This window comes from Staphylococcus sp. EG-SA-18 (assembly GCF_017151825.1).
Taxonomy (GTDB): domain Bacteria; phylum Bacillota; class Bacilli; order Staphylococcales; family Staphylococcaceae; genus Staphylococcus; species Staphylococcus aureus.
Genome location: NZ_JACYVY010000011.1, coordinates 45,033 through 68,708 on the forward strand (window position 1 = coordinate 45,033; position 23,676 = coordinate 68,708).

Consider the following 23,676-nt stretch of genomic DNA (forward strand, 5'->3'; position numbering starts at 1 on the left):
ATATTTTTACAAAAAAAGGTTCGTTTTATATTTTATGCCTCTTACTGTAACAGAATCATTAAGATATGCTATTCGAATATACTTTTTCAAAATTTATATAATGAATAAATTAACATGTATTGAAAAAAAAGCGAAATGCAGCCTATCCTCTAATGTAAACCAAACGATATATCTCGTCAGACTTTATATTTAAACGCTATGTGTCACTTTTAAAATGAATATTACTAAGATTGTCATATCAATTATTATTGCATCGAATTAATCTTTTAAATTTCTGTAATAAAACCTATTATCTACATCTAATTTAGGAAAACTACTTGGTAAATCTCCTCGCTTAATTTCACGGAAGCCATTATTAGAATAAAAATACTGTGCACTAATAAATTTATCAATTGTTCCTAAATAAATACCATCGATATTTTGTTCTTTACATGTCATTATAACTTTATCTAAAAGTTTTTTACCTATTTTTAAATTCCTATAACCTTTATCAACAAACATTTTTTTAAGTGCAGACATATTATTATCTAGTCTAATCAAACCTATAGTACCAACAATATTTTGATGATTGTTTATTGCAAGCCAAAATTGCCCTCCATTATTCAAATAGTTATGTTCGATGTTCTCCAAATCAGGTTGATCATCTCTATCAATTTTTATATTAAATTCATTTTTTTGAATCGATAAAATAAACTCGATTAGCTCTTCCTTATAAGACCTATTATATTCAATTATGTTTATAGCCATTTTTATCTCCTTTTTCATTTAATTTAATTATAAAATGTGCGTTTAGTTTGTATCTAGTGTACTCAGTACAGCCTCAAATGAAGTTTCATTCCACTTGGCACTTAATAAAGACAAGTATTTTAGCAGTAATACAATAAAGTCCAATAAATTTCCCTAACTTCAATATCCACTTTTTAAAAAATGTATTTTTAATTAATAAAAAAACTCTCCCCAATTTCTATGGGAAGAGCTATATATTTAATGTCTAAACATTACTTTTATTTATTATGAAGGAATTAGAATCCCCAAGCACCTAAACCTTGTGCTTTGTATGCTTTAACAGCTGCGTTGATTTGTTGGTCAACAGTGTTTGTTGGACCCCAACCTGGCATAGTTTGGAATAAACCTGAAGCACCTGATGGGTTGTAAGCATTTACTTGACCATTTGATTCACGAGCGATGATTGCAGCCCATGTAGAAGCTGAAACACCAGTACGTTGAGCCATGATTTGAGCTGCTGATGAACCAGTAGCACCTGCAGTATTACCATTGCTTAATCTCACTGAACTTGAAGTAGTTGAAGTGCTGTAGTTATGGTAAGTTGGAGCTGAAACAGCTTCAACGTTTGAGTTACTTGATTGTGCATTGTAGCTTACTGATTGTACATTTGAACCTTGGTTGTATGAAGTAGTGTAGTCTGCACCTGCAACGTTTGAGAAACCAGCAGTTTGACCATTAGCTGCTTCATAGCTCCATGACCATGTAGTACCATTTGAAGTGAAGTTATATTGGAAACCATCTTTTACAAAGTGGATGTCATATGCACCATCTTTGATTGGAGCTGCATTTAATTGATCTTGGTGATTGTGTGCTAAGTCAACTAAGTGTGCTTGATCAACGTTTACTTCAGCAGCGTGTGCTTGATGTCCTGTACCTGCTGCGTAACCTGTTACACCTAATGCCACTGCTAATGATGATGCCATAATTGTCTTTTTCATAGTAAAAAATCCTCCAGTAATAATTGTAAGTTTATGTTTTTAGTAATTATATTTTGAATTTGAATGTCGTAGTGCAAGTTTAAATTGTCTTTTATTTCTTTCAACGGTACTCACTATATCACAAAAAACCAGCCAGTAAATTACACTTTCTTTACAAAACATTACAATATCAAGTTTTATTTGTAATGTTGAAATATGGCTGTTTTATACTGTAATGTGAAATATGTGCCCTTTAGAATCCAATAAACCCTTGAAATAGTCTTTAACGCATAAGATTTTTACTATATTTAGCTCAACTATTACAGCTTTCGTAATATTACAGATTGTATTTTTGTTACATAGCTGTAATATATCTGACATGTAACTTCTCTTATTTTCGTACATTAAACGCAATTAAAAAGCAATCAACACATATGTTTCTACACATGTATTGATTGCTATTATTGTTGTATATCCAAAGTTTTAAAACACACATCTTTTGTGAATTGTCTTATCTTTTATAAGCACAAATAAACTGCACCTTAATTATATTGCTAAACTCTATTATCGTAATTCACAATAACATTAAATAATTTTTGATCTCATATTTTCAAAAAACATACTGTTATTATCCCATGAATTTAAAAATATCATTAGTATATAAACGAAACACTTTACGATAAATGATATCTGCAAGCCAAGCTGTTACAAATGGTACAACAAAGAACGCTACTACAATTAGTAAGACACTCAACCAAGCAGAATCAACCTCCATAAATTTAAATGCATTAATCGGTCCTACCATTCCTATAAAACCAAATCCAGCTGACTCTTTCGTTCCATGAATACCTACTAATGCTGATACCAAACCTGATACAATGGCTGTCGTTAATATTGGTAACATAAGAATTGGATATTTCACCATATTAGGTATCATCATTTTAACGCCTCCAAAGAAGACGGATAACGGCACCCCTAAACGATTCACTTTACTTGTACCAATTATCAATACTGCTTCAGTCGCGGAGATACCAATTGAAGCTGATCCAGCTGCTAAACCTGAAATACCTATCGCAAAGGCAATGGCCACAGTTGATAGTGGCGAAATAATAATAAGACTAAATACCATTGAAATCAAAATACTCATGACAATCGGTTGTAATTCTGTAAAACCATTAACCATATTACCGATGGCTGTTGTAATCATTTTCGTATACGGCAATATTAAAACACCAATTGCACCTGAAATACCGCCAACAACTGTTGGGAATACAATCAATGCCATACTACCTACGCGATGTTGAATAAGTAAAATGAACAACACTGCAATCGCTGCTGTAATCATTGTATTAATTAAATCACCAATACCCGTAATCATCCAAGCACCATTTTTAAACTGCGCTGCACCGCTTCCTACATATGCTGCACTCGCCACAACAGCAATTGCTAATGGCGATAGGTCAAATTTCATGGCAACCAATGCACCAATCAAAGCAGGTACTGTAAATTGAATTGCAACGACAACGCCTAATAACGTTTTAAAAATCGGATGATAATCCATAAAGTATTTAAAAATTTCTCCAAGTATCGCATTAGGAACTAAACCCGCAACAATACCTATGGCGACACCTGATAAAACTCTAAATATAAAATCTTTGGGTGTAATTGTTTTAATTGATGTCATAATATCATCCTTCCATTTATGTATATACATCTTTATGCAAATAATAAAGAGCCTTAAGTTATAAGCTGCCACTAGCTTAAATTCTAAGATGTGCATGCCGATGTTGTTATATTTAGGCTAGCAGTAACATCTATAACTCAAGACTATGAAAAATAGTATATCGCAAAATTCTGAATTTTTAGATAAAGAAATTGGCAATTTTTCAAACATATTGTTACAATACACTTTTATTTTATCTTCATTTTTAAAATCCATTAATACAATAGAAGAAAGACATTCAAATGCTTACCAAAAAGGTACATTATTTGTTAGGAGCGTATCAGCACTTATATATCATCAACACAATTGACAATATAATAGAAGATACTGATAATAAGTGTTAAAACAACAGATGTTAGGTAGTGAACAAATGATGGAAAGTAAATCCATAGATCCAAGAATCGTTAGAACCAAACAATTGCTTGTCGATGCTTTTCTTAAAATTTCTAGAGAAAAGAAATTATCTCAAATTACAGTTAAAGATATCACTGATATTGCTACGCTAAATCGTGCAACATTTTACGCTCATTTCACTGATAAAGAAGACCTCCTAGACTACACATTATCTGTAACCATTTTAAAAGACTTGAATGATAATTTGAGCATTTCTAATGTCATTAATGAAAAGGTTCTGCGTAATATTTTCATTTCAATTGCGAGTTATATCAAAGATGCTGCAAAGTCTTGCGAATTAAATAGTGAAGCATTTTGCAACAAAGCACATCAACGTATTAATAATGAATTAGAAGATATTTTTGCGATTATGTTAGAAAACAGCTATCCGGAGCATCAACGAGATATCATTGTAAATAGTGCGAGTTTTTTAGCAGCTGGTATCTCAGGCTTAGCATTACATTGGTTTAACACGAGTCAAGAGACAGCCGATGTGTTTATCGATCGCAACCTTCCATTTTTAATTCATCATATAGCACATTTTTAATAAAACTTGGTATTTAGTCATGCATCTTGAAATCACTATGTGACTTAGGTTCATACTTGTACACACAATAAAATTTAACGTATTACGATTGATTAGCCGTGTCTAGGACATAAATCAACGTCCTATACTCTACAATGTCATATTAGCAGTCGTTAACTGAATGAAAATAAGCTTGTCATTAAAACATATAGATTTTAGTGACAAGCATTTTTGTTTTTGCGTACTTAAACAACACTTCAGACAATATGTTGTTTAGGCAACAAATGATATGTGCGTGTTTATTGGCAAACGTACAACATAGTAGTATAGTATGTCTAAACAACACATGTTGCATAGTTGATATACGTTGTTTAAATACTAAGATAGGAGGGATTGACGTGAGCGAGACAGATGAACCTCAGGGGTTTGAACGCACGCATAATATATTAAATATTAATCAGAATAGGCAGAGTCTAATGACATTCATTATAAGTAAATTGAAGTCGACGTTGAAGCAACGCATAATAAATGCTCGTGGTAAAAAGCGAATCGACTATCGACTGTCGTATAACTTTTACATTACGTATTATGATACTGTAGAAATCAAGAAAATCGACTGTGAATATACCTATGCTATGCCCATTGCAATTTTAATAAGACACACGATGTCATTCGACAATGCTCATTTCTTTGCTCAGTTACGTCATCCTGTCTTATAAAACAACATTGCAGACATGTATATCAAACGACACTTCAATAACATCACTTTGCCATCGTACTACTATTAAAATCGTGTCTCAAACCCCTTATTTTAATTCCAAAAATCTGCTGGTCAAAAGACCGAGAAACTAAAAACATTACTGGATGTGTTGATAAATTATCTTATAGAAATAAACTCAAAATATATCAACACTTGATTCTAAGGAGGATATGACAATATGAAAATTTTAGATAGAATTAATGAACTTGCAAATAAAGAAAAAGTCCAACCACTTACTGTAGCTGAAAAACAAGAACAACATGCATTGCGTCAAGACTACTTAAGCATGATCCGAGGACAAGTATTAACAACATTTTCCACAATAAAAGTGGTTGATCCAATCGGTCAGGATGTCACACCAGATAAAGTGTATGATCTTCGCCAACAATACGGTTATATTCAAAATTAATATTTGCTCACGAGGTATTGCACTTAAGGTGCCAACTGACCTCATAAACAAAGCCCATACTGATTGAAGACACTAATGTGTCCACCATGTCTCTTACGACATGTGCACATTAAACCTTCATCTTTGTATGGGCTTTTTATTTATTCTTTTGAGAATTTCATTTTAGCAGACCAAAAAATTAAAATGGTGTCCATCAAGATCTTTGAACATTGCACCATAAAACCCTTGGCTTACTGTTGGTTCTTGAACGACTGTGCCACCCGCTTCTTTCACTTTATTCACCAACTGGTCAACTTCTTCATTTGTGTTCACACCTAGAGAAATCATCACTTCATTTGGTTCAGTATTAAGGCTTTGCTGACTTACATTTTGAAAATGCTTGTTTTCTATTAAAATTACGGTTGTTTGACCTATTTGAATGCCGACCATTTTATCTAACATTTGTGGGTTTCTATTTATTTTAAATCCTAACGCTTTATAAAACTGTGCGCTCTTTTCTAAATCTTGCACATGCAAATTAAACCACATTGATTGAATCATGATTGCACCCCATTCATTACTTATTATAGTTTTGGACTTTAAGCCAATCACTTAATGATAATCTTGTTGGATTTATTTCAGCCATTAATTCAAAGTCTACTTCATAACCTTTTTCTTCCAACCATTGCTTTTCTGCAACACCACTAACAAATTCTCCTTCTATAACAGTAGATTTACCTGTCACTTCACTAAAAATTGTTGCTGCTTCACTTAATGTAACTTCATCGGAACCAATCTCTATTGATTGATGCGTAAAGCTTTGTGGATGTGCAAAAATATACGATGCAATTTTAGCTATATCAATAGAAGAAATCATTGTGAATTTTATATTCGGATTAATAAATTCTGGTAATGTAATACGTTCATCTTCGACTTTAGCAATGCGTAAAAAATTATCCATAAAGAATGATAGTTTGATAACTGTTGCATTTATATTAGATTCCATTAATCTATTTTCTATTTTTGCTAGTACTTCAAAGTGTGGGCCAGTTCGATTTCGATTAACCCCTCCCGCAGTACTATACACAATATGTTGAATATTTTCTTGCTCAGCTATTTCAATTATCTTCATACCTTGTCTTAATTCTTCGCTAACATCATCTTTAACGATTGGCTGAATACTGTATAAGCCATACTTACCTTTCATCGCTGATTGCAAACTAACATTATCACTCAGATCACCTTCAACGATTGATAAATGCGGATGTCCTATGTCTGAAAGTTTACGATTATTCTTATTTCTAGTTAATGCACTTACATACCATCCATCCTCTAACAACTGTTTTACAACTGCATTACCTTGCTTCCCTGTTGCGCCTATTACTAAAATATCTTTCATTTTAGATCCACTCCTCTTTTTATCTTAAAAACCAATAGTCCTCTTTTTCACCTTTTAAATACGTATATGGTTCTGGTGTTTGTCCATTTCCTTTAATATTGTCGTTTATTACATCTCTGACATCCCATACTAAATGAATAAATCGTTGTAATTGATGACTAAAAATGCCTAGTGGCGCTGTCATAGCTAATACTTTTTCCACATCTTCTGTAGTGACATTCAGTTTTTCAGCAATCATTTGAACCGATAAGGTAGATTCTTCAAAATGTGCTTGCAACTCTTCGCACGTAATGCGTCTTTGCTCTTTATTTAAAGACATATGCAACACTCTTTTCTTTTTTAAATATTTACAGCACTTTGCAAATTCATTGCTATCTTTCTTAACACGTTTTATAATAAACGGAGAGTTATCCGTTTGTCAATTTTAGAGAATTTTAAGTAGGTGTAATCATGCGAAAAGATGCAAAAGAGAATAGGCAACGAATTGAAGAAATAGCGCACAAACTTTTTGATGAAGAAGGCGTTGAAAACATTAGTATGAATCGTATTGCTAAAGAACTAGGTATCGGTATGGGGACATTGTATCGACATTTCAAAGATAAAAGCGATTTATGCTACTACGTCATACAAAGAGACCTTGATATTTTTATCACTCATTTTAAGCAAATTAAAGATGACTATCATTCTAATTATGAGGTTATGCAAGTGTCGTTAGATTATCTTTTACAATTTAAAATCGATAATAAGGCACTACTGCAATGTATTGAAGCAGGCAACAATAAATTACGTTTTTACCAAAGCGCATTTTATCAAGAATTATTTGATTTTTATTATGACTTATTTAAAAGCGATGACGACACTTACACGAAGTTCAAAACAGATATGCTGTTGCAATCATTATCAACTAGTGTATTTGCCTTCCAAATAGAGCATCGCCATATTTCAATTGAAGCGTACAGAAATTATTTATTAAACATTTATTTAGATGAGGTGGAACGTAATGACTAAAATTGTGTTAATCACAGGAGGCAATAAAGGGTTAGGCTATGCAAGTGCAGAGGCACTTAAAGCATTGGGTTACAAAGTTTATATAGGTTCTCGGAATGATGTAAGAGGACAACAAGCATCACAAAAATTAGGTGTTCATTATGTACAGTTAGATGTTACAAGTGACTACTCAGTCAAAAATGCTTATAACATGATTGCTGAAAAAGAAGGCCGTCTTGATATCCTCATTAACAATGCAGGTATATCTGGTCAATTTTCAGCACCTTCCAAATTGACACCTCGTGACGTTGAAGAAGTATATCAAACGAATGTATTCGGTATCGTACGAATGATGAATACATTCGTCCCTCTCTTAGAAAAATCTGAACAACCTGTTGTCGTCAACGTATCAAGTGGTTTAGGTTCATTTGGAATGGTTACAAACCCCGAAACAGCTGAATCTAAAGTGAATTCATTAGCTTATTGTTCGTCTAAATCGGCAGTAACAATGCTAACGCTACAATACGCTAAAGGATTACCTAACATGCAAATCAATGCTGCTGATCCAGGCGCTACAAATACTGATTTAGTTGGTGATTTTAGTAATAATTCCAAACACGTTTCTGAAGGAATCAAGCCAATCATTCAATTAGCAACGATTGGTGCAGATGGCCCAACAGGTACATTTATTAATGGCGATGGAGAGATGCCTTGGTAGATCAATTTTATGTTACAAACATTGAAATTAGAGGTATATAAAAAATGCTTCTGCAATAGATGCAATAAACATGCAATACAATATGGAGGCGAAGTAAATGAAAAGTATTACGTTTGAAGAACATTATGTCATTGAAGATATTCAAAAAGAAACGATGAATGCGATATCAGCAGATCCTAAAGGTGTACCGATGAAAGTAATGTTAGAAGGCCTTGAAAAAAAGACAGGTTTTACAAATGCCGACGAATTATCACATCATGATGAACGTATCCAATTTATGAATAATCAAGACGTTCAAATTCAAGTCTTATCTTATGGAAATGGTTCTCCTTCAAATTTGGTTGGTCAGAAAGCCATTGAATTATGTCAAAAAGCAAATGATCAATTGGCAAACTATATTGCACAATATCCCAATCGCTTTGTAGGCTTTGCAACTTTACCTATCAATGAGCCTGAAGCCGCAGCGCGAGAATTCGAACGTTGCATCAATGATTTAGGATTCAAAGGTGCGCTCATTATGGGACGTGCACAAGATGGTTTTCTTGATCAAGACAAATATGACATTATTTTCAAAACAGCTGAAAATTTAGACGTACCGATTTATCTACATCCCGCGCCAGTTAACAGTGACATTTATCAATCATACTATAAAGGAAATTATCCTGAAGTAACTGCGGCAACATTTGCTTGTTTTGGTTATGGTTGGCACATTGATGTCGGTATTCATGCAATACATCTAGTATTATCTGGTATTTTTGATCGTTATCCAAAGTTAAATATGATTATTGGACATTGGGGTGAGTTTATCCCATTCTTCTTAGAACGTATGGATGAAGCTTTATTCGCTGAACATTTGAACCACCCTGTAAGCTATTACTTTAAAAATAATTTTTATATCACACCGAGTGGCATGTTAACGAAGCCACAGTTTGATTTAGTCAAGAAAGAAGTAGGTATTGATAGAATTCTTTATGCTGCTGATTATCCATATATTGAGCCTGAAAAATTAGGTGTATTTTTAGATGAACTGGGTTTAACAGATGAAGAAAAAGAGAAAATAAGTTATACAAATGGTGCTAAATTATTAGGTTTATCAGCTAACAATTAACAAATGGAGGTCATTGAATATGGAAACTTTAGAATTACAAGGCGCTAAATTACGATACCACCAAGTCGGACAAGGACCCGTGCTCATCTTTATTCCTGGTGCAAACGGTACCGGAGACATTTTTCTGCCTCTTGCAGAACAGTTAAAAGACCATTTTACTGTTGTAGCCGTTGATCGTCGTGATTATGGAGAAAGCGAGTTAACTGAACCACTCCCTGATTCCGCTTCAAACCCTGACAGTGATTATCGTGTCAAACGCGACGCACAGGACATTGCCGAACTTGCAAAGTCATTAAGTGATGAACCTGTCTATATATTAGGTTCAATCGTTGCGATGCATGTGTTAAAAGATTACCCTGAAGTCGTTAAAAAGATTGCATTTCATGAACCACCAATTAATACATTTTTACCAGACAGTACTTATTGGAAAGATAAAAATGATGACATTGTGCATCAAATTTTAACAGAAGGCTTAGAAAAAGGCATGAAAACATTTGGTGAAACATTAAATATCGCACCAATTGATGCAAAAATGATGTCTCAACCTGCTGATACTGAAGAAGGACGTATAGAACAGTACAAACGTACGATGTTCTGGTCAGAATTTGAAATTAGACAATATACGCATTCAGATATTACTTTGGATGATTTCACAAAATACAGCGATAAAATCACCCTACTAAATGGGACAGATTCTAGAGGCTCCTTCCCACAAGATGTTAACTTTTATATAAACAAAGAAACTAGCATACCTATTGTAGATATTCCAGGCGGTCACTTAGGTTATATTCAAAAACCTGAAGGCTTTGCTGACGTATTATTAAATATGTGGGGTTAATCTATCGTTCTCTAATAAAACAGCTTGGACAGTTTTCAAATTATATTTGATGGCTGACCAAGCTTATTTTTGTTTACGTTTAAAAGTTCAAATCAACTCGTTATTATACATGAAGGCATGTTAACCATTCTCTTCCACTGAAAACACTACTGTTCCAAACATTGATAGTCTTCTTTTGAAATACCCTTTCCGATAAGCACCAAATATTCTGGCACTTTTTTTGAAAATGCTACAGGTGTTAATTCATATTGTCCTTGTGTAAATTGAATGAGATACGTATGTGCGGTGTCTTCAAATGTCATAAACCCTTTCAACCTATAAATATGAGACGGAAGGCATGCTAAACGTTTTATAAACTCTGCTTTAGTACATTTGGCTGGTGATTGCACAAATTGATGATTAATCATTTGATGTAACGACTTATGTTTATTGTCAGAAGTTGCTGTCATTTGTCTAACTGATATTGGCAAAGTGACGCTGCCATGCATACCGACTTGTATATCGGCCTCTGGGTTAATAACTTCTAAATCTTTCAATAGTTTGCTCGTTGTTTCAACATCTGCTGAATCTATTTTATTAACAAATAAGACAGAACAATATGCTAATTGCTCATAAAATAAGCCTTGGATGTCTTTAGGGAATGATTTAATGTGTTTATACATGCTTGCGTCTATTACACCAATCATATGTGTAATTGTTGTAAACGGAGCTAAAATAGGCGTTAAACAAGCATCTAAGACAGAGACTGGTTCTGCAATCCCACTACATTCAATAAATACAATGTCTGGTTGCTCTTTTAAATATAATTGATGTAACTGTTCTGATACATCTGCTTTCATTGCGCAACAGATACACCCCTCTGTCAGTTCACTTAAAGGTATGTCTTCAGATACTAAGGCACCATCAACACTCATTTTCCCAAATTCATTCATGATGACTGCTGGTTTCAGCGATTCCTTTAATGATTCAGCGAGCAAATGATTTAAGACAGTCGTTTTACCGCCACCTAAAAACCCACCTATAATAACTATTTTCATCTGCGACTCTCCTCTTATACTTCATATGAATAGCATATTCCAAGATAGATCTCCTATTGACTGACATGACTCTATATTCAGTTATAGTTCATTTTTTTAAATAATCAGCATTACTATTTTAACAATGATGCCTACACCAATAACTAAAGACAATGATGTCACCATTTGCTTTCCAATTAATTTTAGTGCTGACTGACCACCTAAATGTTTCAAAAGCATCGTCATTGTGACCGAGCACACTGTAAAAGTTGAACTAAAAAACACAAGTAGTAGTAACTGTGTTGCTGTCATTCCTTGTAATAAGGCGCCCTGATGCAAATTAAACAAGAGCATGCCGTCTTTTCGAATCATTGAAAATAAAATCCCTGGTGACAATTCTGACGAGATGCCTAATAACGATAATATAGGTGTAAATATTTGTGATAAAACATTCAAAATTGGCGTTAGTGATAAAATACTAACAATAAGACAGATTGTGATAAAAATAGGTAGCGCTTGAACGATAAACATTTGTATATTTTGCCACATTTGCAGCAACATTTGACGTATATTTGGCATATGTAATTGTCTATCATAAGGTAGCGGAACGCTAAGTTGTTGATCATTCTTTTTCAACCATATCCTATTATGTAAGATGCCACCTAAAAGTACTAATATTAAGTACGGCATAAATAGCCATGACTTTCCAGCTACACTAAAAATAGATAATGTCGCACCTATTTGATAACTACAAGAACTACCAAAGCTTATTAAACTCATACACTGTGTCTTCGTGCAGGTATGGCATTGGTGTGCTGCTTGTGAAATAGCTGCTGCATTACATCCAAATCCTTCTAATAGTGGCACGATATCATTACCTTGTAATCCGATCCATAACATTGACGGTTCAATTGCCCATATCATCCATGATTTGAGTCCTGTTTGATCAATTATTGCAGTTGATAAACTAATTAATATTACAACCGGCAATGCCCATACGAGCGAATATGTTCCAAGTGATAGCACACCATAATCACCAAATAATATATGCTGTAATATATCGTGATTGAGCAATGTTGTTTGAGTTAAATATTCTATCCATGCTGATACATACTGATTTTGAAACCAATCTGAAAATTGATAAGCGATACCGATTGGTAATGCAAACATTAAAAATATCAACAACCAGGCTAAAAATGTCGCACTTATTTTAGGCCTTAAATGTCGTCGCTCATGTTGAAATAGTGTCAATTGTTCTATCACATGTTCGCTCGCTATAGGCGAAGAAACTACACTTTCTGCCAATGAAATATCTAACTTCTGTTTTATGATTAATAATCTTAATTTCGCTTTTTCTGTTGCGGTAAGTTTATCCGCATGACTAATAACTAAATAATGAGGTTCATTAGGTATGGGCGTATAATGCCCAGTTCTCATATCATATTTCACTTCTAACATGTGCATGACACTTCACAACATGAATAATCATCTAAATACATTTGATTTTTTTGATAATTTTCAATGACATCTTGTTTAGCTGGTAAGCCTTCCCGCTGTGTTAAAAGATGGGCAAGTACTGCAAATCGCGCTCTGAATTTATAGATATAGCATAATTTGGCATTATCATTTTCAACTGTTGCACCAATCATAAAAATATTCGGATAACGTGTCGATTCATCATGTGTTGTTAATTTAATATCTTGATTTGTTGTCACAAATAATTGTTGAACGATTGGATTTTTTGTTGCATCAAAGCCAGTTGCTAGTATTGGTTCATGAGGCGTATGCACACTTTGTCCGCTATCAAAACTGATATGATACTGTCCATTGTTAAAATCAATATCTTTAACTGTATAATGTACATTCATTTCGATGCGAGCACCTTGCTTAATGACATTACCTAGTCGCTGACGTGTATAAGGTGAAAATCTAACACTAGGATCAGCATCCGGATCATTTAAACCGGTTGTGCTAGTATAAAGTGCGATGTCAGAGCCATTTTTTGCAAGTTGATATGCAGCATCAAAGCCACTTTCATTACCTCCGATAACCACATATTGCCCCTTATTAAAGTTATCAAAGTCTTCAATTTCACTATAATGAATACCATATTTAAATGGCTTTTTAGGGAAATTATAATCACCTGTTGCGACAAAGATATAATCCGCGTGATATATCTCTGTTGTCGTTGCAATCGTATAATATGCATCATCTACAGATATATTTGTGACAACTGTATTTTCAAAGATATTCAGCTCGTAATGGTTGGCAACCACTTGTAAATATTCAGCATATGTTTCTCCGGAAATATGTTCTTCATTAAATGTAAATGCTGGTGAAGTATCCATGGAAATTGCATTCATATCAGGCATGCCAAATCCATTAGACGTAAATGATGGCGTGATCGTACGAGTCGATTTCGGCCAATGTTTAAATGAATGTCCTACTGTTCCTTTTTCTAAAATAATGACATCTGTTATACCGAAATCTTTTAAGGTAATGGCCATACCTATACCTGCAGCACCGGCACCGATAATAGCCACTTTATGATGTTGCATATTAACACTCCCTCAATGATCTATTTCAAGTTATTGTTTTTGACTATAAATCGTAATAATTACGATTTATAAAGTATAGACCTATCCTTGAGAAATTTCAATATTAAAAGAAAAACTTCCGTTATTGTAGAGAATTCATCTACATTTCGGAAGTTGGTATGTGTCTTTTTTATTAAATTTAAAGATGCTACGGTTAGTTCAAATGATTATGAATGACATTTCATGGTATCATCCAGCCTCAGTACTTGGAGATAACATTTTGGCGGTGAGACAGAAATCATATTTTTACAAAATTTATTGGGGTGTAACTTCTCCACGTTGTATTTCACTATCCAAATTTTGTTTCATATTTTCAAACAACTCTTGAAATCTAACCTCATCTTGATCAGAATAACCTTTAAAAATAACTGAATCTATATTTTCCTCGTTAAAATAATAAATTTCATCTTCTACAACACCAATCGGATATTTACATGCAGAATAGTCAAACATATACTTTTGATTTTCAATTTCTACAATTGGTCCTCTATTAATAATCATTAACTTTTGCGAACCTTCTTTTAAATAAATAATGCTTCCTATTGTTTCCATTTATTTTCCTCCTTTGTCACCGTCTCAATTTCAACATTCCTTCGCATTTCCAAGTCAATCATCTCTTCTTCTGCTTTACGAATGCCATGTTGAATTTGCTGTTGCTGCTCGTATAACGCTTCCGTTGAACGTCGTTTCGCAAAATGAAATTCATCGCGGAACTGTTCCATACGACTAGCCATATTGCTACTATAATAACGCTCACCTAAATGTTGATATAATTGATCTATCGAATGATTAAGCGCATCACTTTCATCTATCAATGCTTTAACCTCTCGCTTTTCATCATATAAGTCATCCATTTGCTTATGTTTCGCTGTGATTATTTTATTGATTTCATCCAGTTTATTCGACATCATTTCACCACGTTTTAATTTTTACCAATTTCATTACCAATCATTACGTCAGTTTGGTCAAAAGCCTCACCAACTTTTTGTATATTATCGCTCGCAGTTCGTATTGCTTCAGCAACAGATTGATTCTTACTCATCAAATCATCTATCACACTATGAGCATTATTATTTCCACTTACTGTTGTACTTTCATCTTTATCCGGTTTCGACACATTATTACATGTTTCAACAGCGCTTTTAATAGATGATGATGCACTATTGGTCTTAAAAATATCACTTTGAACTGTACTCATCATTTACACCTCTCTCTCCATTTTAATTATTTTAAAATTATTAGAAACTGTATCAATATATGATATTCAAACATTCAATTATACTTAAATATTGTTTTATGATTATATTCAAAATTATTGTATCAATAAATATGTATCATTCCTAGAATTTTATTGAACAAAAAGTTATAAAATAACTTTTATTGCAACTCAACCTTGTTTTACATTACAGAAATTAACAATAGCGATTAAAATTTTATTTTCCAACAATAAAAAAGCACAAATATTTTTATTGAGGCAGCTGTATCGCTTCTCATTGTAAAAATATCTGTGCATATTATTATCTCAATCTAACGTAATAACTAACTTGTTGTATCTTGTAAAATCTTATTCATAGAATGCGCAACACTATCACGGTACATTTCACCAAATTTCAATAAATGGACCATCAATAAATATAAACGATAAAATTCAAGTCTATAGGATGCACCTTTTGCGAGTGGATAATGTTTATTATACGCATCATAAAATTCGCTCGTAAAACCACCAAATACCGTTGTAATACCGATATCGAATTCTCTGTCACCATATAATGGTGCTGGATCAAATAATGCAGGACGTCCATCTTTTAAAAACATATAATTACCACCCCATAGGTCACCATGTAATAAAGACGGTTTACTTTGATGCTTTTCTAATTCCGCCACAATTTGACGTCGCACTTTGTCATATACTTTGATATCGTTGGCATCCCATAGCCCTCTATTTAGCAACTCATCTTTCAAATGGTCCAAGCGCTTGTCGACAAAAATGGTACACCAATCGTCTTGCCAATGATTATCAAAAGAAATATCGCCACCTTCATAAGGTAATGAGAAGCCAAATTTGCCTTCTTCTTGTTGCTGACTGTGTAATTGAGCTACGAGTTGCCCTAATTGGCGTTGACTCCCTGAAGCCCCTTCTTCTAAATACGTCATCACTAAATACGCATCACCGTTAACCTCGCCACTTGCAATTACTCTAGGTGCCGTGATACCTGCACGTTCAAATTCATTTAAACCTGCAATTTCTGCAGCATAAAATGATTCTTTACGTCCACGTTGGACAAGTAAGAAAAATGTATCCGTATCTGTTTCGACTCGATATGCTTCGTTTACATCACCACCACTCACTGGTGAAATCTCTTTAATATCTTTTAAAGGTAAATGCTCTAACCATTGTTCATTCATACAAACACCTTCCAATCTACTTACTTTATACTATAATATTGCCTAATTAGGATGATTTAATCTTAAAAACGTTATTCAAACTTGCGTCAATTTTCAAAACTTTTTAGTTTTAACTAGGAAATTATGTAGGGAAATGCTAGTCTATTAAAAGAATATATTTCACATATATTAAGTTGAGGATAGTAAGCCTCAAATATAATGAAATAGGAGCATACTCATGTACAAATTAATTAAACCTTTCTTATTCAAAATCGAACCCGAAAAAGCACACGGACTAACTATCGATGCATTAAAAACGTTACAAAAGTTTCCGGTTTTATTCCCAGTCGTCGATAAACTATTTACTTATAAGAATCCAACGTTATCACAAACGATACAAGGTAATACGTACGACAATCCAATTGGCTTAGCAGCTGGTTTCGACAAATCTTGCGAAGTACCAAAAGCATTGGAACACCTTGGATTCGGTGCTTTAGAATTAGGTGGTATCACACCTAAACCTCAACCGGGTAACCCTCAACCACGCATGTTTAGATTATTAGAAGATGATGCCTTGATAAATCGAATGGGCTTCAATAATATTGGTATGAACAAAGCACTCAGTCATTTGCGTAAAAATGCTTATCAAGTACCTGTTGGTATCAATGTTGGTGTGAATAAAATGACACCTTATGAAGCGCGTTATCAAGATTATATAAAAGTCATTGATACGTTTAAACACGACGTTTCATTTTTCACAGTCAATATCAGTTCTCCAAATACTGAAAACCTTCAAAATTTCCATGATAAAGATGAATTTTCAATGTTATGTCAAGCTTTGACAACATTTAAAAAACAACATGATGTAACAGTGCCAATTTATTTAAAACTAACGTCTGATATGGATTTCGATGGCTTAAAAGCACTATTACCAGCGATTACTGAGACATTTGACGGTATCATCTTAGCAAACACAACGCGACAACGAGATGGTTTAACTTCTGCTAATAAAGTCGAAGAAGGCGGTTTGAGTGGTCGTCCATTATTTGAACGTAATTTAAAATTGATTAAGTATGCTTATCAGCAAACAAATGGTGAATTTTTAATTATAGGTACAGGCGGCGTATTCAGTACTGAAGATGCAATCAAAATGATGCGTCACGGTGCGTCACTTATTCAAATTTATTCATCACTTGTTATTGAAGGCCCAGGTTTAACTAAGAAAATGAACAAAGGCATCGCACGTTACTTAAAAGATCATCATTTTGACAATGTCAGTGATATTATAGGACTAGATGCCTAATCCAACATAGTCAAATAATACTTTAAAACTTGCTGAATCGTCTTATTAAAATTATGATATAACTCAAGAAGATATATTTATCACCATTTTTCAAAATAATGGCTTAAATATCACATATCATTAAATATAGCGTTTTATAACGGAGGCGTTTGTTATGACTAAAGAAACAGATAATAAAAAAACAGTAGCGACTTCTGACAACAAAGACACACAGCAACAAAATCAACCTGAAGAAGATGAACGTCAAGGTTTGAATGGTTATCGTAAAACAGATCTTGATTTAGAAATCGAGCAAGAGCTACGTGAAATGATGAAAACAGGAGAAAATGAAACGAAAAATGACTATAAAAAGTTTAAAGTGTTTTCACTTATTTCAACACTTGTCATTGTCATTTTAGCAATTATAAGATTTGTTCATAAAATGATGTAATTAGAGTGAGACATTGTTTTATGTCTCAGGATCCAGTTATTCATTATATCTACAATATTTACGATTATATAAATAACCCGAGATTTTAGTATGATTCATTTCACTAAAATCTCGGGTTTCTATTTGATAATTTTTAATGGGATATGGCATGTATACGTTCTTGCCTTTTATCTCATTTCCAATGATTAATCTGGATATTGTTCTAAAAATGCTTTCGCTTCTTTATTAACTGTTTTAAAATCAATACCTTGTTGCATCGCTGCAAAGACACATCCACAATAACACTGCCTAAAGATATTATAGTCATTACACATTTCTATGGAACGCTCATAACCTTTACTTTTCTTAAAATCACTTGGCAAATAGTTCACATCGTATATTTTTTGGACATCCATACCAAGTTCATTGATTAATTGTGCGTTCTTTTTAGGTGATAATGTGATTGCACTGCCAAAATAATCATAGCCATGTTCTACAGCTGCTTTCGCTACAATATCCAAACGCATTTCAAAACAAGCGGTACAACGTAAGCCGCCTTCTTTTTCATCAGCTAATTCTTTATCCTTCACCATTTTCACAAACTTATGCGGTTCATAAGGTGCTTCAATATACTTCACATTCGCACCAGTCTTGCGATTAAAATCTTCCACAAATTGTTCTTGCACTTTAGCACGTCGTAAGTACTCATTTTTCGGATGAATATTTGAATTCGCGAAATAAATTGCAATGTCTGCATATTGTGTTAAAAACTCTAATGTATATGTACTACAAGGTGCACAACAACTATGCAATAAGATTTTAGGTCTGATTGCTTCTCTTTCCCACTGCCCGATTAATTTCTTCAACACCTTGTCATAATTAATTTTTTGATTTTTCATTTTACTGATAATAGGTTCAGCATTAATCATGATTTAACCTCCCACATTTAATCATTAACTTCTATTATATATGATTCATATTAAATGTCAGTCAAAAAAGTTAGAAATTCATTTTAATGCATTTATATTTCGAAAATCCCTTATGTATCTAAAAGCATTTTTTAAACTTGAATTTTAAAACACTAAACAACACATACGTCTCTGTGTCATTTTCATTTTTTGTATGTCATATATATGTTTACTTCATTTAAATCAATTTCATCTTATAATTTATCGTGTATTTTACAAAAGATTGACTTCAATTCATCGTAAAAGTTATACTTTTGCCATTTTTTAATGTAACATGGTGTTAGTAATAAAAATAATACATTGAGGTGTTTTATATGACAGCATTATTCCCTTATATCGCTTTTGAAAATTCAAAAGAAGCCATTGCATATTACGAAGAAGTATTTGGTGCAACTGACGTTAAACGTTTAGAAGTTGGCGAAGAACAAGCGTCACATTTTGGCATGACTAAGGAAGAAGCGCAAGAAGCAACTATGCATGCTGAGTTTGAAGTGCTTGGCGTAAAAGTGCTATGTTCTGATTCTTTTGGTCGCGCTGACAAAATTAATAATGGCATATCATTATTAATTGATTATGATGTTAACAATAAGGAAGATGCTGATAAAGTTGAAGCATTCTATGAGCAAATTAAAGATCATTCTTCAATTGAAATAGAATTACCGTTTGCTGACCAATTCTGGGGTGGCAAAATGGGCGTCTTTACCGATAAATACGGTGTTCGTTGGATGTTACATGGTCAAGACTATACTGCAATCCAACAATAATGTTATTGATAAAGATATCATTTAATAAGCTTATGTTATTTAGCAAGGCAAGCCACTCTCGATTCATGGCTTGCCTTATTTTATTGTATATTTTTAATTATCGTTGCTGGCCCTTGATTGACAATCGTATTAAAATGCCTTATTAAGTCAACTTTGTCTATACGGTTTGGATCTTCTACCCAATGTCTTATAAAAGACAATCCCGCACCTGAAACATAACTCATGAAATAAGAAAATGGTATACCATTAATTTGATCATTTTCATTTTTATAACGTTGTAAATGACACATAATTAAATCATAAAGTTTTTCGTGGATATTTGAATCTTTACCCATACGAAACATCAATTGATAAAATGCGATGTCTTTTTCTATCATTTCTATTAAAACGGTCATAATTTGATGTATGTTATCCGTGGATAACTTAACTGCTCCATTTAACTTCTCATCATGAATGAAGTCTCTTATTTCCTCCAACTGCTGGTCCTCTAATTTTTCAAGCAAATCATACTTATCATAATAATGCGTATAAAATGTACTACGGTTAACATCAGCTAAATCTGCAATTTGTTGCACAGTAATCTCTTCTAATTGGTGTTGATGTAAAAGTTCAATAAATGCATTTCTCATTGCAACTTGTGATTTTCTAATACGTCGATCTATAGTCATTTGTATCAAGTCCTCCCCAATGATTATAAACAATTATAAATGTTATTTTCATTATCCTACAAATCTCCAACATTGATGATTGGCACACAATGTTTACCTGTTTAATATAGGTGATACAAACAAACAGAAAAAGGTGATAACAATGAACCAACATTTACTAGGAAATCCAAAATTAACTGTAACTCATGTCAATGAAGTGAAAGCCGGTATTAACCACATCGTTGTCGACAGTGTTCAATATGGAAATCAAGAAATGATTATGGAAAAAGATGTCACTGTGGAAATGCGCGATGGCGAAAAATTATATATTAATATTTTCAGACCAAATAAAGATGGCAAATTCCCTGTAGTTATGTCTGCAGATACTTATGGTAAAGATAATAAGCCTAAAATCACCAATATGGGTGCCCTTTGGCCAACATTAGGCGCCATTCCGACATCTAGTTTTACACCTGAAGAATCACCAGACCCAGGATTTTGGGTGCCAAATGATTATGTTGTAGTTAAAGTTGCATTACGCGGTAGTGACAAATCAAAAGGCGTCTTATCTCCATGGTCAAAAAGAGAAGCGGAAGATTATTACGAAGTGATTGAATGGGCAGCAAATCAGTCATGGAGTAATGGAAATATCGGGACAAATGGTGTTTCTTATCTTGCGGTGACTCAATGGTGGGTCGCATCATTAAATCCACCACATTTAAAAGCAATGATTCCTTGGGAAGGCTTAAATGATATGTATAGAGAAGTAGCCTTTCATGGAGGTATACCGGATACTGGCTTTTATCGTTTCTGGACTCAAGGTATTTTTGCGAGATGGACAGATAATCCAAATATCGAAGACTTGATTCAAGCACAACAAGAACACCCTTTGTTCGATGATTTTTGGAAACAGCATCAAGTGCAATTATCACAAATTAAAACACCTCTACTAACATGTGCTAGTTGGTCTACACAAGGTTTGCACAACCGTGGCTCTTTTGAAGGATTTAAACAAGCTGTATCAGAAGAAAAATGGCTATATGTGCATGGACGTAAAGAGTGGGAAAGTTACTACGCTAGAGAAAATCTCGAACGCCAAAAATCATTCTTTGATTTTTACCTTAAAGAAGAAAATAACGATTGGAAAGATACGCCTCATGTCATTTATGAAGTTAGAGATCAATTTTATAAAGGCGAATTCAAATCAGCGTCAGCGTTCCCTTTACCTAACACAGAATATACACCATTGTATTTGAATGCTGAAAATCACACATTGAATCATGCAAAGATTAGTAGCGCGTATGTCGCACAATATGACTCTGAAGATAAACGACAAGATGTAAGTTTTAAATATACGTTTGACAAAGATACTGAGTTAGTTGGAAACATGAACTTAAAACTATGGGTAAGCACTAAAGACTCAGACGATATGGATTTATTTGCAGGTATTAAAAAGTTAGATCGTCGTGGTAATGAAGTTAACTTCCCTGATTTTAATCATATTGAAAATGGTCAAGTAGCTACCGGTTGGTTACGCGTATCACATCGTGAATTAGATCAAGAAAAATCCACAATTGCGCAACCTTGGCATAAACATGAAACAGAATTAAAGTTGTCACAAGATGAGATTGTACCTGTTGAAATCGAATTGTTACCTTCAGGCACGCTATTTAAACAAGGCGAAACATTAGAAGTTGTTGTAAAAGGTAGTGAAATTGTAATTGGTAATAGTACCCCTGGCATGAAAACGCGTTATGAACATGAAGAAACCGTAAATAAAGGCATGCACATGATTTATACTGGTGGTAAATATGATTCACAATTAATCATTCCTATCGTTAATTGATATGCAGCAATTACGGTCGCTTTTGATTAAAAGTGACATAGTGATAGAAGAGAAGGCCACACGCTTGGAATCTTAAACCAAGGTGTGGCCCTTTTTATTATTGATGGCTATTTAATTTTATAAATCTTGTCACTAAACTTACTACAAGCAATATTAAACCAATAAATAAAGCCATTATTGCTGTATTACTTTCGTTGTTTACTCCTGTTTTTGGCAATTCTTTCAATTGTTGCTTATGTACTGACTTGCTCTTGCTATCCAAATGAATACTTTGTTGTTTAGCCATTTGTTTATTACTTTTTGTGTGAATATCATTTGCTTTAATACTTGGATTTACAGCACTATTATTCGATGTTCCATTTGCGTTTTTCAACTGATTAATAACATTTGGATCTTTCGTGCCATCTATTAAATTATCTGGATGTTTTAGTAAATGTCTGCAGTCGGATACTATTTTAGAATCTTTTGCCTTTACCGCATTATTCGGCACCTCATTATCATCTTTCAACTGCTTGATAACATCTGGATCTTTCGTGCCATCTATTAAATTATCAAGTTTTTTCACACGTGCTATGTCACTAACTGGCCCAGGATAATTTGCATCCGGTTGTCTAACTGGTATTAAATTGCTGTTTTCATTCACACCTTCAGGCTTGTTATTTTCGGCGTTCGCATTATCCGTAAAAATCAACACTGATAAAATTGCAACGATAATACCTTTACTTCTATTACGCTAACCCAATTGGCATAAAAATAAAAACCCCTAATGGATAACTACATTGTTATCTACTAGAGGTTTCTAACTTATACTATTTTATAACACTATCGTATTTTCTTTTTCATGAATCATTTCAATAATGACATTGTCTTCATTCATTACTGCTACTTTAGGTGCATGGTTTTGAATTTCTTCTTCATTCAACTGTGCATAAGTCATGATTATGACTACATCGCCTACTTCAACAAGTCTTGATGCTGCACCGTTTAAACAAATTTTACCACTACCTCTTTCACCAGCTATTACGTATGTTTCAAAACGTGCACCATTATTATTATTCACGATGGCTACTTTTTCATTTGGCAAGATGTCTACCGCTTCCAATATATCTGAATCAATCGTAATGCTACCTACATAATTTAAATTTGACTCAGTCACTCTTGCTCTATGAATTTTAGCATTCATCATTGTTCTTATCAC

The 23,676-nt window shown here is 33.4% G+C and carries 29 protein-coding genes and 1 pseudogene; 11 read left to right on the plus strand and 19 right to left on the minus strand.

Annotated elements, in window-relative coordinates; translation table 11 throughout:
• Positions 1-258: 258 nt before the first annotated feature.
• From IDG66_RS03690 to IDG66_RS03705, 4 genes are all read right to left on the minus strand, one after another.
• Positions 259-747 carry a GNAT family N-acetyltransferase gene (locus IDG66_RS03690; protein WP_000996736.1) on the minus strand — a complete coding sequence of 163 codons (489 nt, stop codon included), beginning with the start codon at positions 745-747 and terminating at the stop codon, positions 259-261.
• A gap of 275 nt (positions 748-1,022) precedes the next feature.
• Positions 1,023-1,724 (minus strand): lytic transglycosylase IsaA, encoded by a 702-nt coding sequence (isaA, locus tag IDG66_RS03695; RefSeq protein WP_000751267.1) that lies wholly within the window; start codon positions 1,722-1,724, stop codon positions 1,023-1,025.
• Between the two features lie 607 nt (positions 1,725-2,331).
• A complete protein-coding gene (locus IDG66_RS03700; RefSeq protein ID WP_000200682.1) occupies positions 2,332-3,387 on the minus strand; it encodes a PTS sugar transporter subunit IIC in 1,056 nt (351 codons plus the stop codon).
• Positions 3,388-3,504: 117 nt separating this feature from the next.
• On the minus strand, positions 3,505-3,642 hold the full coding sequence (locus IDG66_RS03705; RefSeq protein ID WP_031893178.1) for a hypothetical protein: 138 nt from the start codon (positions 3,640-3,642) through the stop codon (positions 3,505-3,507).
• Positions 3,643-3,796: 154 nt separating this feature from the next.
• Between IDG66_RS03705 and IDG66_RS03710 the strand changes: the two genes are divergently transcribed.
• From IDG66_RS03710 to IDG66_RS03720, 3 genes are all read left to right on the plus strand, one after another.
• Positions 3,797-4,366, plus strand: coding sequence for a TetR/AcrR family transcriptional regulator (locus IDG66_RS03710; protein ID WP_001789900.1), 570 nt, complete (start codon positions 3,797-3,799; stop codon positions 4,364-4,366).
• A 197-nt stretch (positions 4,367-4,563) separates the two neighbouring features.
• Positions 4,564-5,064 (plus strand): hypothetical protein, encoded by a 501-nt coding sequence (locus tag IDG66_RS03715; RefSeq protein WP_010956664.1) that lies wholly within the window; start codon positions 4,564-4,566, stop codon positions 5,062-5,064.
• A 219-nt stretch (positions 5,065-5,283) separates the two neighbouring features.
• Entirely contained in the window at positions 5,284-5,514 is a 231-nt protein-coding gene (locus tag IDG66_RS03720; RefSeq protein WP_000697134.1) for a DUF896 domain-containing protein, read from the plus strand.
• 162 nt (positions 5,515-5,676) lie between these two features.
• On the opposite strand, the gene IDG66_RS03725 is transcribed toward IDG66_RS03720, so the two are convergent.
• The 3 genes from IDG66_RS03725 to IDG66_RS03735 are packed head-to-tail and all read right to left on the minus strand — an operon-like array spanning position 5,677 to position 7,211.
• The gene (locus IDG66_RS03725) at positions 5,677-6,054 is read right to left on the minus strand and encodes a VOC family protein (protein ID WP_000616227.1); all 378 of its coding nucleotides are present in this window, start codon (positions 6,052-6,054) and stop codon (positions 5,677-5,679) included.
• A 16-nt stretch (positions 6,055-6,070) separates the two neighbouring features.
• Complete coding sequence (locus IDG66_RS03730; RefSeq protein ID WP_001837228.1) at positions 6,071-6,892, minus strand: NmrA/HSCARG family protein; 822 nt, start codon at positions 6,890-6,892, stop codon at positions 6,071-6,073.
• A gap of 19 nt (positions 6,893-6,911) precedes the next feature.
• Positions 6,912-7,211 (minus strand): DUF2316 family protein, encoded by a 300-nt coding sequence (locus tag IDG66_RS03735; protein WP_000055860.1) that lies wholly within the window; start codon positions 7,209-7,211, stop codon positions 6,912-6,914.
• Positions 7,212-7,342: 131 nt separating this feature from the next.
• Between IDG66_RS03735 and IDG66_RS03740 the strand changes: the two genes are divergently transcribed.
• The 4 genes from IDG66_RS03740 (at position 7,343) to IDG66_RS03755 (ending at position 10,543) form a co-directional block, all read left to right on the plus strand.
• Positions 7,343-7,900, plus strand: coding sequence for a TetR/AcrR family transcriptional regulator (locus tag IDG66_RS03740; protein ID WP_001224187.1), 558 nt, complete (start codon positions 7,343-7,345; stop codon positions 7,898-7,900).
• Positions 7,893-8,597: an SDR family NAD(P)-dependent oxidoreductase gene (locus IDG66_RS03745; RefSeq protein WP_000161829.1), complete on the plus strand. Its 705-nt coding sequence runs from the start codon at positions 7,893-7,895 to the stop codon at positions 8,595-8,597. Before IDG66_RS03740 ends, IDG66_RS03745 begins: the two co-directional genes overlap by 8 nt.
• Before the next feature lie 97 nt (positions 8,598-8,694).
• Entirely contained in the window at positions 8,695-9,705 is a 1,011-nt protein-coding gene (locus IDG66_RS03750; RefSeq protein WP_000836417.1) for an amidohydrolase family protein, read from the plus strand.
• 19 nt (positions 9,706-9,724) lie between these two features.
• On the plus strand, positions 9,725-10,543 hold the full coding sequence (locus IDG66_RS03755; RefSeq protein ID WP_000448900.1) for an alpha/beta hydrolase: 819 nt from the start codon (positions 9,725-9,727) through the stop codon (positions 10,541-10,543).
• A 146-nt stretch (positions 10,544-10,689) separates the two neighbouring features.
• Here the strand turns inward: IDG66_RS03755 and IDG66_RS03760 are convergent, their stop codons facing one another.
• The 7 genes from IDG66_RS03760 to IDG66_RS03790 all read right to left on the minus strand — a co-directional run bounded on the left by IDG66_RS03760 (position 10,690) and on the right by IDG66_RS03790 (position 16,562).
• On the minus strand, positions 10,690-11,580 hold the full coding sequence (locus tag IDG66_RS03760; protein ID WP_000706517.1) for a CobW family GTP-binding protein: 891 nt from the start codon (positions 11,578-11,580) through the stop codon (positions 10,690-10,692).
• Positions 11,581-11,676: 96 nt separating this feature from the next.
• Complete coding sequence (locus IDG66_RS03765; protein WP_000895196.1) at positions 11,677-13,017, minus strand: nucleoside recognition domain-containing protein; 1,341 nt, start codon at positions 13,015-13,017, stop codon at positions 11,677-11,679.
• Positions 13,011-14,117, minus strand: coding sequence for an NAD(P)/FAD-dependent oxidoreductase (locus tag IDG66_RS03770; protein WP_103143651.1), 1,107 nt, complete (start codon positions 14,115-14,117; stop codon positions 13,011-13,013). Before IDG66_RS03770 ends, IDG66_RS03765 begins: the two co-directional genes overlap by 7 nt.
• 294 nt (positions 14,118-14,411) lie before the next feature.
• Positions 14,412-14,708 (minus strand): DUF4176 domain-containing protein, encoded by a 297-nt coding sequence (locus IDG66_RS03775; protein WP_000447709.1) that lies wholly within the window; start codon positions 14,706-14,708, stop codon positions 14,412-14,414.
• The gene (locus IDG66_RS03780; RefSeq protein WP_000066356.1) at positions 14,696-15,064 is read right to left on the minus strand and encodes a hypothetical protein; all 369 of its coding nucleotides are present in this window, start codon (positions 15,062-15,064) and stop codon (positions 14,696-14,698) included. Before IDG66_RS03780 ends, IDG66_RS03775 begins: the two co-directional genes overlap by 13 nt.
• Before the next feature lie 14 nt (positions 15,065-15,078).
• The gene (locus IDG66_RS03785; RefSeq protein ID WP_000987949.1) at positions 15,079-15,357 is read right to left on the minus strand and encodes a TIGR04197 family type VII secretion effector; all 279 of its coding nucleotides are present in this window, start codon (positions 15,355-15,357) and stop codon (positions 15,079-15,081) included.
• Positions 15,358-15,695: 338 nt separating this feature from the next.
• On the minus strand, positions 15,696-16,562 hold the full coding sequence (locus IDG66_RS03790) for a fructosamine kinase family protein (protein ID WP_001005510.1): 867 nt from the start codon (positions 16,560-16,562) through the stop codon (positions 15,696-15,698).
• A 217-nt stretch (positions 16,563-16,779) separates the two neighbouring features.
• Between IDG66_RS03790 and IDG66_RS03795 the strand changes: the two genes are divergently transcribed.
• Positions 16,780-17,844, plus strand: a complete 1,065-nt coding sequence (locus IDG66_RS03795; RefSeq protein WP_000277419.1) for a quinone-dependent dihydroorotate dehydrogenase — start codon at positions 16,780-16,782, stop codon at positions 17,842-17,844.
• Positions 17,845-17,998: 154 nt separating this feature from the next.
• Complete coding sequence (locus IDG66_RS03800; protein ID WP_000159837.1) at positions 17,999-18,274, plus strand: hypothetical protein; 276 nt, start codon at positions 17,999-18,001, stop codon at positions 18,272-18,274.
• 185 nt (positions 18,275-18,459) lie between these two features.
• Here the strand turns inward: IDG66_RS03800 and IDG66_RS03805 are convergent, their stop codons facing one another.
• Positions 18,460-19,182, minus strand: coding sequence for an epoxyqueuosine reductase QueH (locus tag IDG66_RS03805; protein WP_000606210.1), 723 nt, complete (start codon positions 19,180-19,182; stop codon positions 18,460-18,462).
• A 353-nt stretch (positions 19,183-19,535) separates the two neighbouring features.
• On the opposite strand from IDG66_RS03805, the gene IDG66_RS03810 reads away from it, so the two are divergent.
• Positions 19,536-19,985 carry a VOC family protein gene (locus tag IDG66_RS03810; RefSeq protein ID WP_000125697.1) on the plus strand — a complete coding sequence of 150 codons (450 nt, stop codon included), beginning with the start codon at positions 19,536-19,538 and terminating at the stop codon, positions 19,983-19,985.
• An 80-nt stretch (positions 19,986-20,065) separates the two neighbouring features.
• Here IDG66_RS03810 and IDG66_RS03815 read toward each other — a convergent pair whose 3' ends face one another.
• Both IDG66_RS03815 and IDG66_RS03820 read right to left on the minus strand, forming a co-directional pair.
• Positions 20,066-20,653: a TetR/AcrR family transcriptional regulator gene (locus tag IDG66_RS03815; protein WP_000151112.1), complete on the minus strand. Its 588-nt coding sequence runs from the start codon at positions 20,651-20,653 to the stop codon at positions 20,066-20,068.
• Positions 20,631-20,739: pseudogene (locus tag IDG66_RS03820) on the minus strand (hypothetical protein). Before IDG66_RS03820 ends, IDG66_RS03815 begins: the two are co-directional and overlap by 23 nt.
• 56 nt (positions 20,740-20,795) lie before the next feature.
• Between IDG66_RS03820 and IDG66_RS03825 the strand changes: the two are divergent.
• The gene (locus IDG66_RS03825; protein WP_001071579.1) at positions 20,796-22,478 is read left to right on the plus strand and encodes a CocE/NonD family hydrolase; all 1,683 of its coding nucleotides are present in this window, start codon (positions 20,796-20,798) and stop codon (positions 22,476-22,478) included.
• Between the two features lie 97 nt (positions 22,479-22,575).
• Here the strand turns inward: IDG66_RS03825 and sasK are convergent, their stop codons facing one another.
• The gene (gene sasK, locus IDG66_RS03830; RefSeq protein WP_001838109.1) at positions 22,576-23,193 is read right to left on the minus strand and encodes an LPXTG-anchored surface protein SasK; all 618 of its coding nucleotides are present in this window, start codon (positions 23,191-23,193) and stop codon (positions 22,576-22,578) included.
• 99 nt (positions 23,194-23,292) lie between these two features.
• Positions 23,293-23,676, minus strand: a complete 384-nt coding sequence (gene panD / locus IDG66_RS03835; protein WP_000621533.1) for an aspartate 1-decarboxylase — start codon at positions 23,674-23,676, stop codon at positions 23,293-23,295.

Coding starts and splice junctions, on each gene's coding strand:
- IDG66_RS03690 (WP_000996736.1), bottom strand. CDS start 747: ATGGCTATAAACATAATTGAATATAATAGGTCTTATAAGGAAGAGCTA.
- isaA (WP_000751267.1), bottom strand. CDS start 1,724: ATGAAAAAGACAATTATGGCATCATCATTAGCAGTGGCATTAGGTGTA.
- IDG66_RS03700 (WP_000200682.1), bottom strand. CDS start 3,387: ATGACATCAATTAAAACAATTACACCCAAAGATTTTATATTTAGAGTT.
- IDG66_RS03705 (WP_031893178.1), bottom strand. CDS start 3,642: ATGGATTTTAAAAATGAAGATAAAATAAAAGTGTATTGTAACAATATG.
- IDG66_RS03710 (WP_001789900.1), top strand. CDS start 3,797: ATGATGGAAAGTAAATCCATAGATCCAAGAATCGTTAGAACCAAACAA.
- IDG66_RS03720 (WP_000697134.1), top strand. CDS start 5,284: ATGAAAATTTTAGATAGAATTAATGAACTTGCAAATAAAGAAAAAGTC.
- IDG66_RS03725 (WP_000616227.1), bottom strand. CDS start 6,054: ATGATTCAATCAATGTGGTTTAATTTGCATGTGCAAGATTTAGAAAAG.
- IDG66_RS03730 (WP_001837228.1), bottom strand. CDS start 6,892: ATGAAAGATATTTTAGTAATAGGCGCAACAGGGAAGCAAGGTAATGCA.
- IDG66_RS03735 (WP_000055860.1), bottom strand. CDS start 7,211: ATGTCTTTAAATAAAGAGCAAAGACGCATTACGTGCGAAGAGTTGCAA.
- IDG66_RS03740 (WP_001224187.1), top strand. CDS start 7,343: ATGCGAAAAGATGCAAAAGAGAATAGGCAACGAATTGAAGAAATAGCG.
- IDG66_RS03745 (WP_000161829.1), top strand. CDS start 7,893: ATGACTAAAATTGTGTTAATCACAGGAGGCAATAAAGGGTTAGGCTAT.
- IDG66_RS03750 (WP_000836417.1), top strand. CDS start 8,695: ATGAAAAGTATTACGTTTGAAGAACATTATGTCATTGAAGATATTCAA.
- IDG66_RS03755 (WP_000448900.1), top strand. CDS start 9,725: ATGGAAACTTTAGAATTACAAGGCGCTAAATTACGATACCACCAAGTC.
- IDG66_RS03760 (WP_000706517.1), bottom strand. CDS start 11,580: ATGAAAATAGTTATTATAGGTGGGTTTTTAGGTGGCGGTAAAACGACT.
- IDG66_RS03765 (WP_000895196.1), bottom strand. CDS start 13,017: ATGTTAGAAGTGAAATATGATATGAGAACTGGGCATTATACGCCCATA.
- IDG66_RS03770 (WP_103143651.1), bottom strand. CDS start 14,117: ATGCAACATCATAAAGTGGCTATTATCGGTGCCGGTGCTGCAGGTATA.
- IDG66_RS03775 (WP_000447709.1), bottom strand. CDS start 14,708: ATGGAAACAATAGGAAGCATTATTTATTTAAAAGAAGGTTCGCAAAAG.
- IDG66_RS03780 (WP_000066356.1), bottom strand. CDS start 15,064: ATGTCGAATAAACTGGATGAAATCAATAAAATAATCACAGCGAAACAT.
- IDG66_RS03785 (WP_000987949.1), bottom strand. CDS start 15,357: ATGATGAGTACAGTTCAAAGTGATATTTTTAAGACCAATAGTGCATCA.
- IDG66_RS03790 (WP_001005510.1), bottom strand. CDS start 16,562: ATGAATGAACAATGGTTAGAGCATTTACCTTTAAAAGATATTAAAGAG.
- IDG66_RS03795 (WP_000277419.1), top strand. CDS start 16,780: ATGTACAAATTAATTAAACCTTTCTTATTCAAAATCGAACCCGAAAAA.
- IDG66_RS03800 (WP_000159837.1), top strand. CDS start 17,999: ATGACTAAAGAAACAGATAATAAAAAAACAGTAGCGACTTCTGACAAC.
- IDG66_RS03805 (WP_000606210.1), bottom strand. CDS start 19,182: ATGATTAATGCTGAACCTATTATCAGTAAAATGAAAAATCAAAAAATT.
- IDG66_RS03810 (WP_000125697.1), top strand. CDS start 19,536: ATGACAGCATTATTCCCTTATATCGCTTTTGAAAATTCAAAAGAAGCC.
- IDG66_RS03815 (WP_000151112.1), bottom strand. CDS start 20,653: ATGACTATAGATCGACGTATTAGAAAATCACAAGTTGCAATGAGAAAT.
- IDG66_RS03825 (WP_001071579.1), top strand. CDS start 20,796: ATGAACCAACATTTACTAGGAAATCCAAAATTAACTGTAACTCATGTC.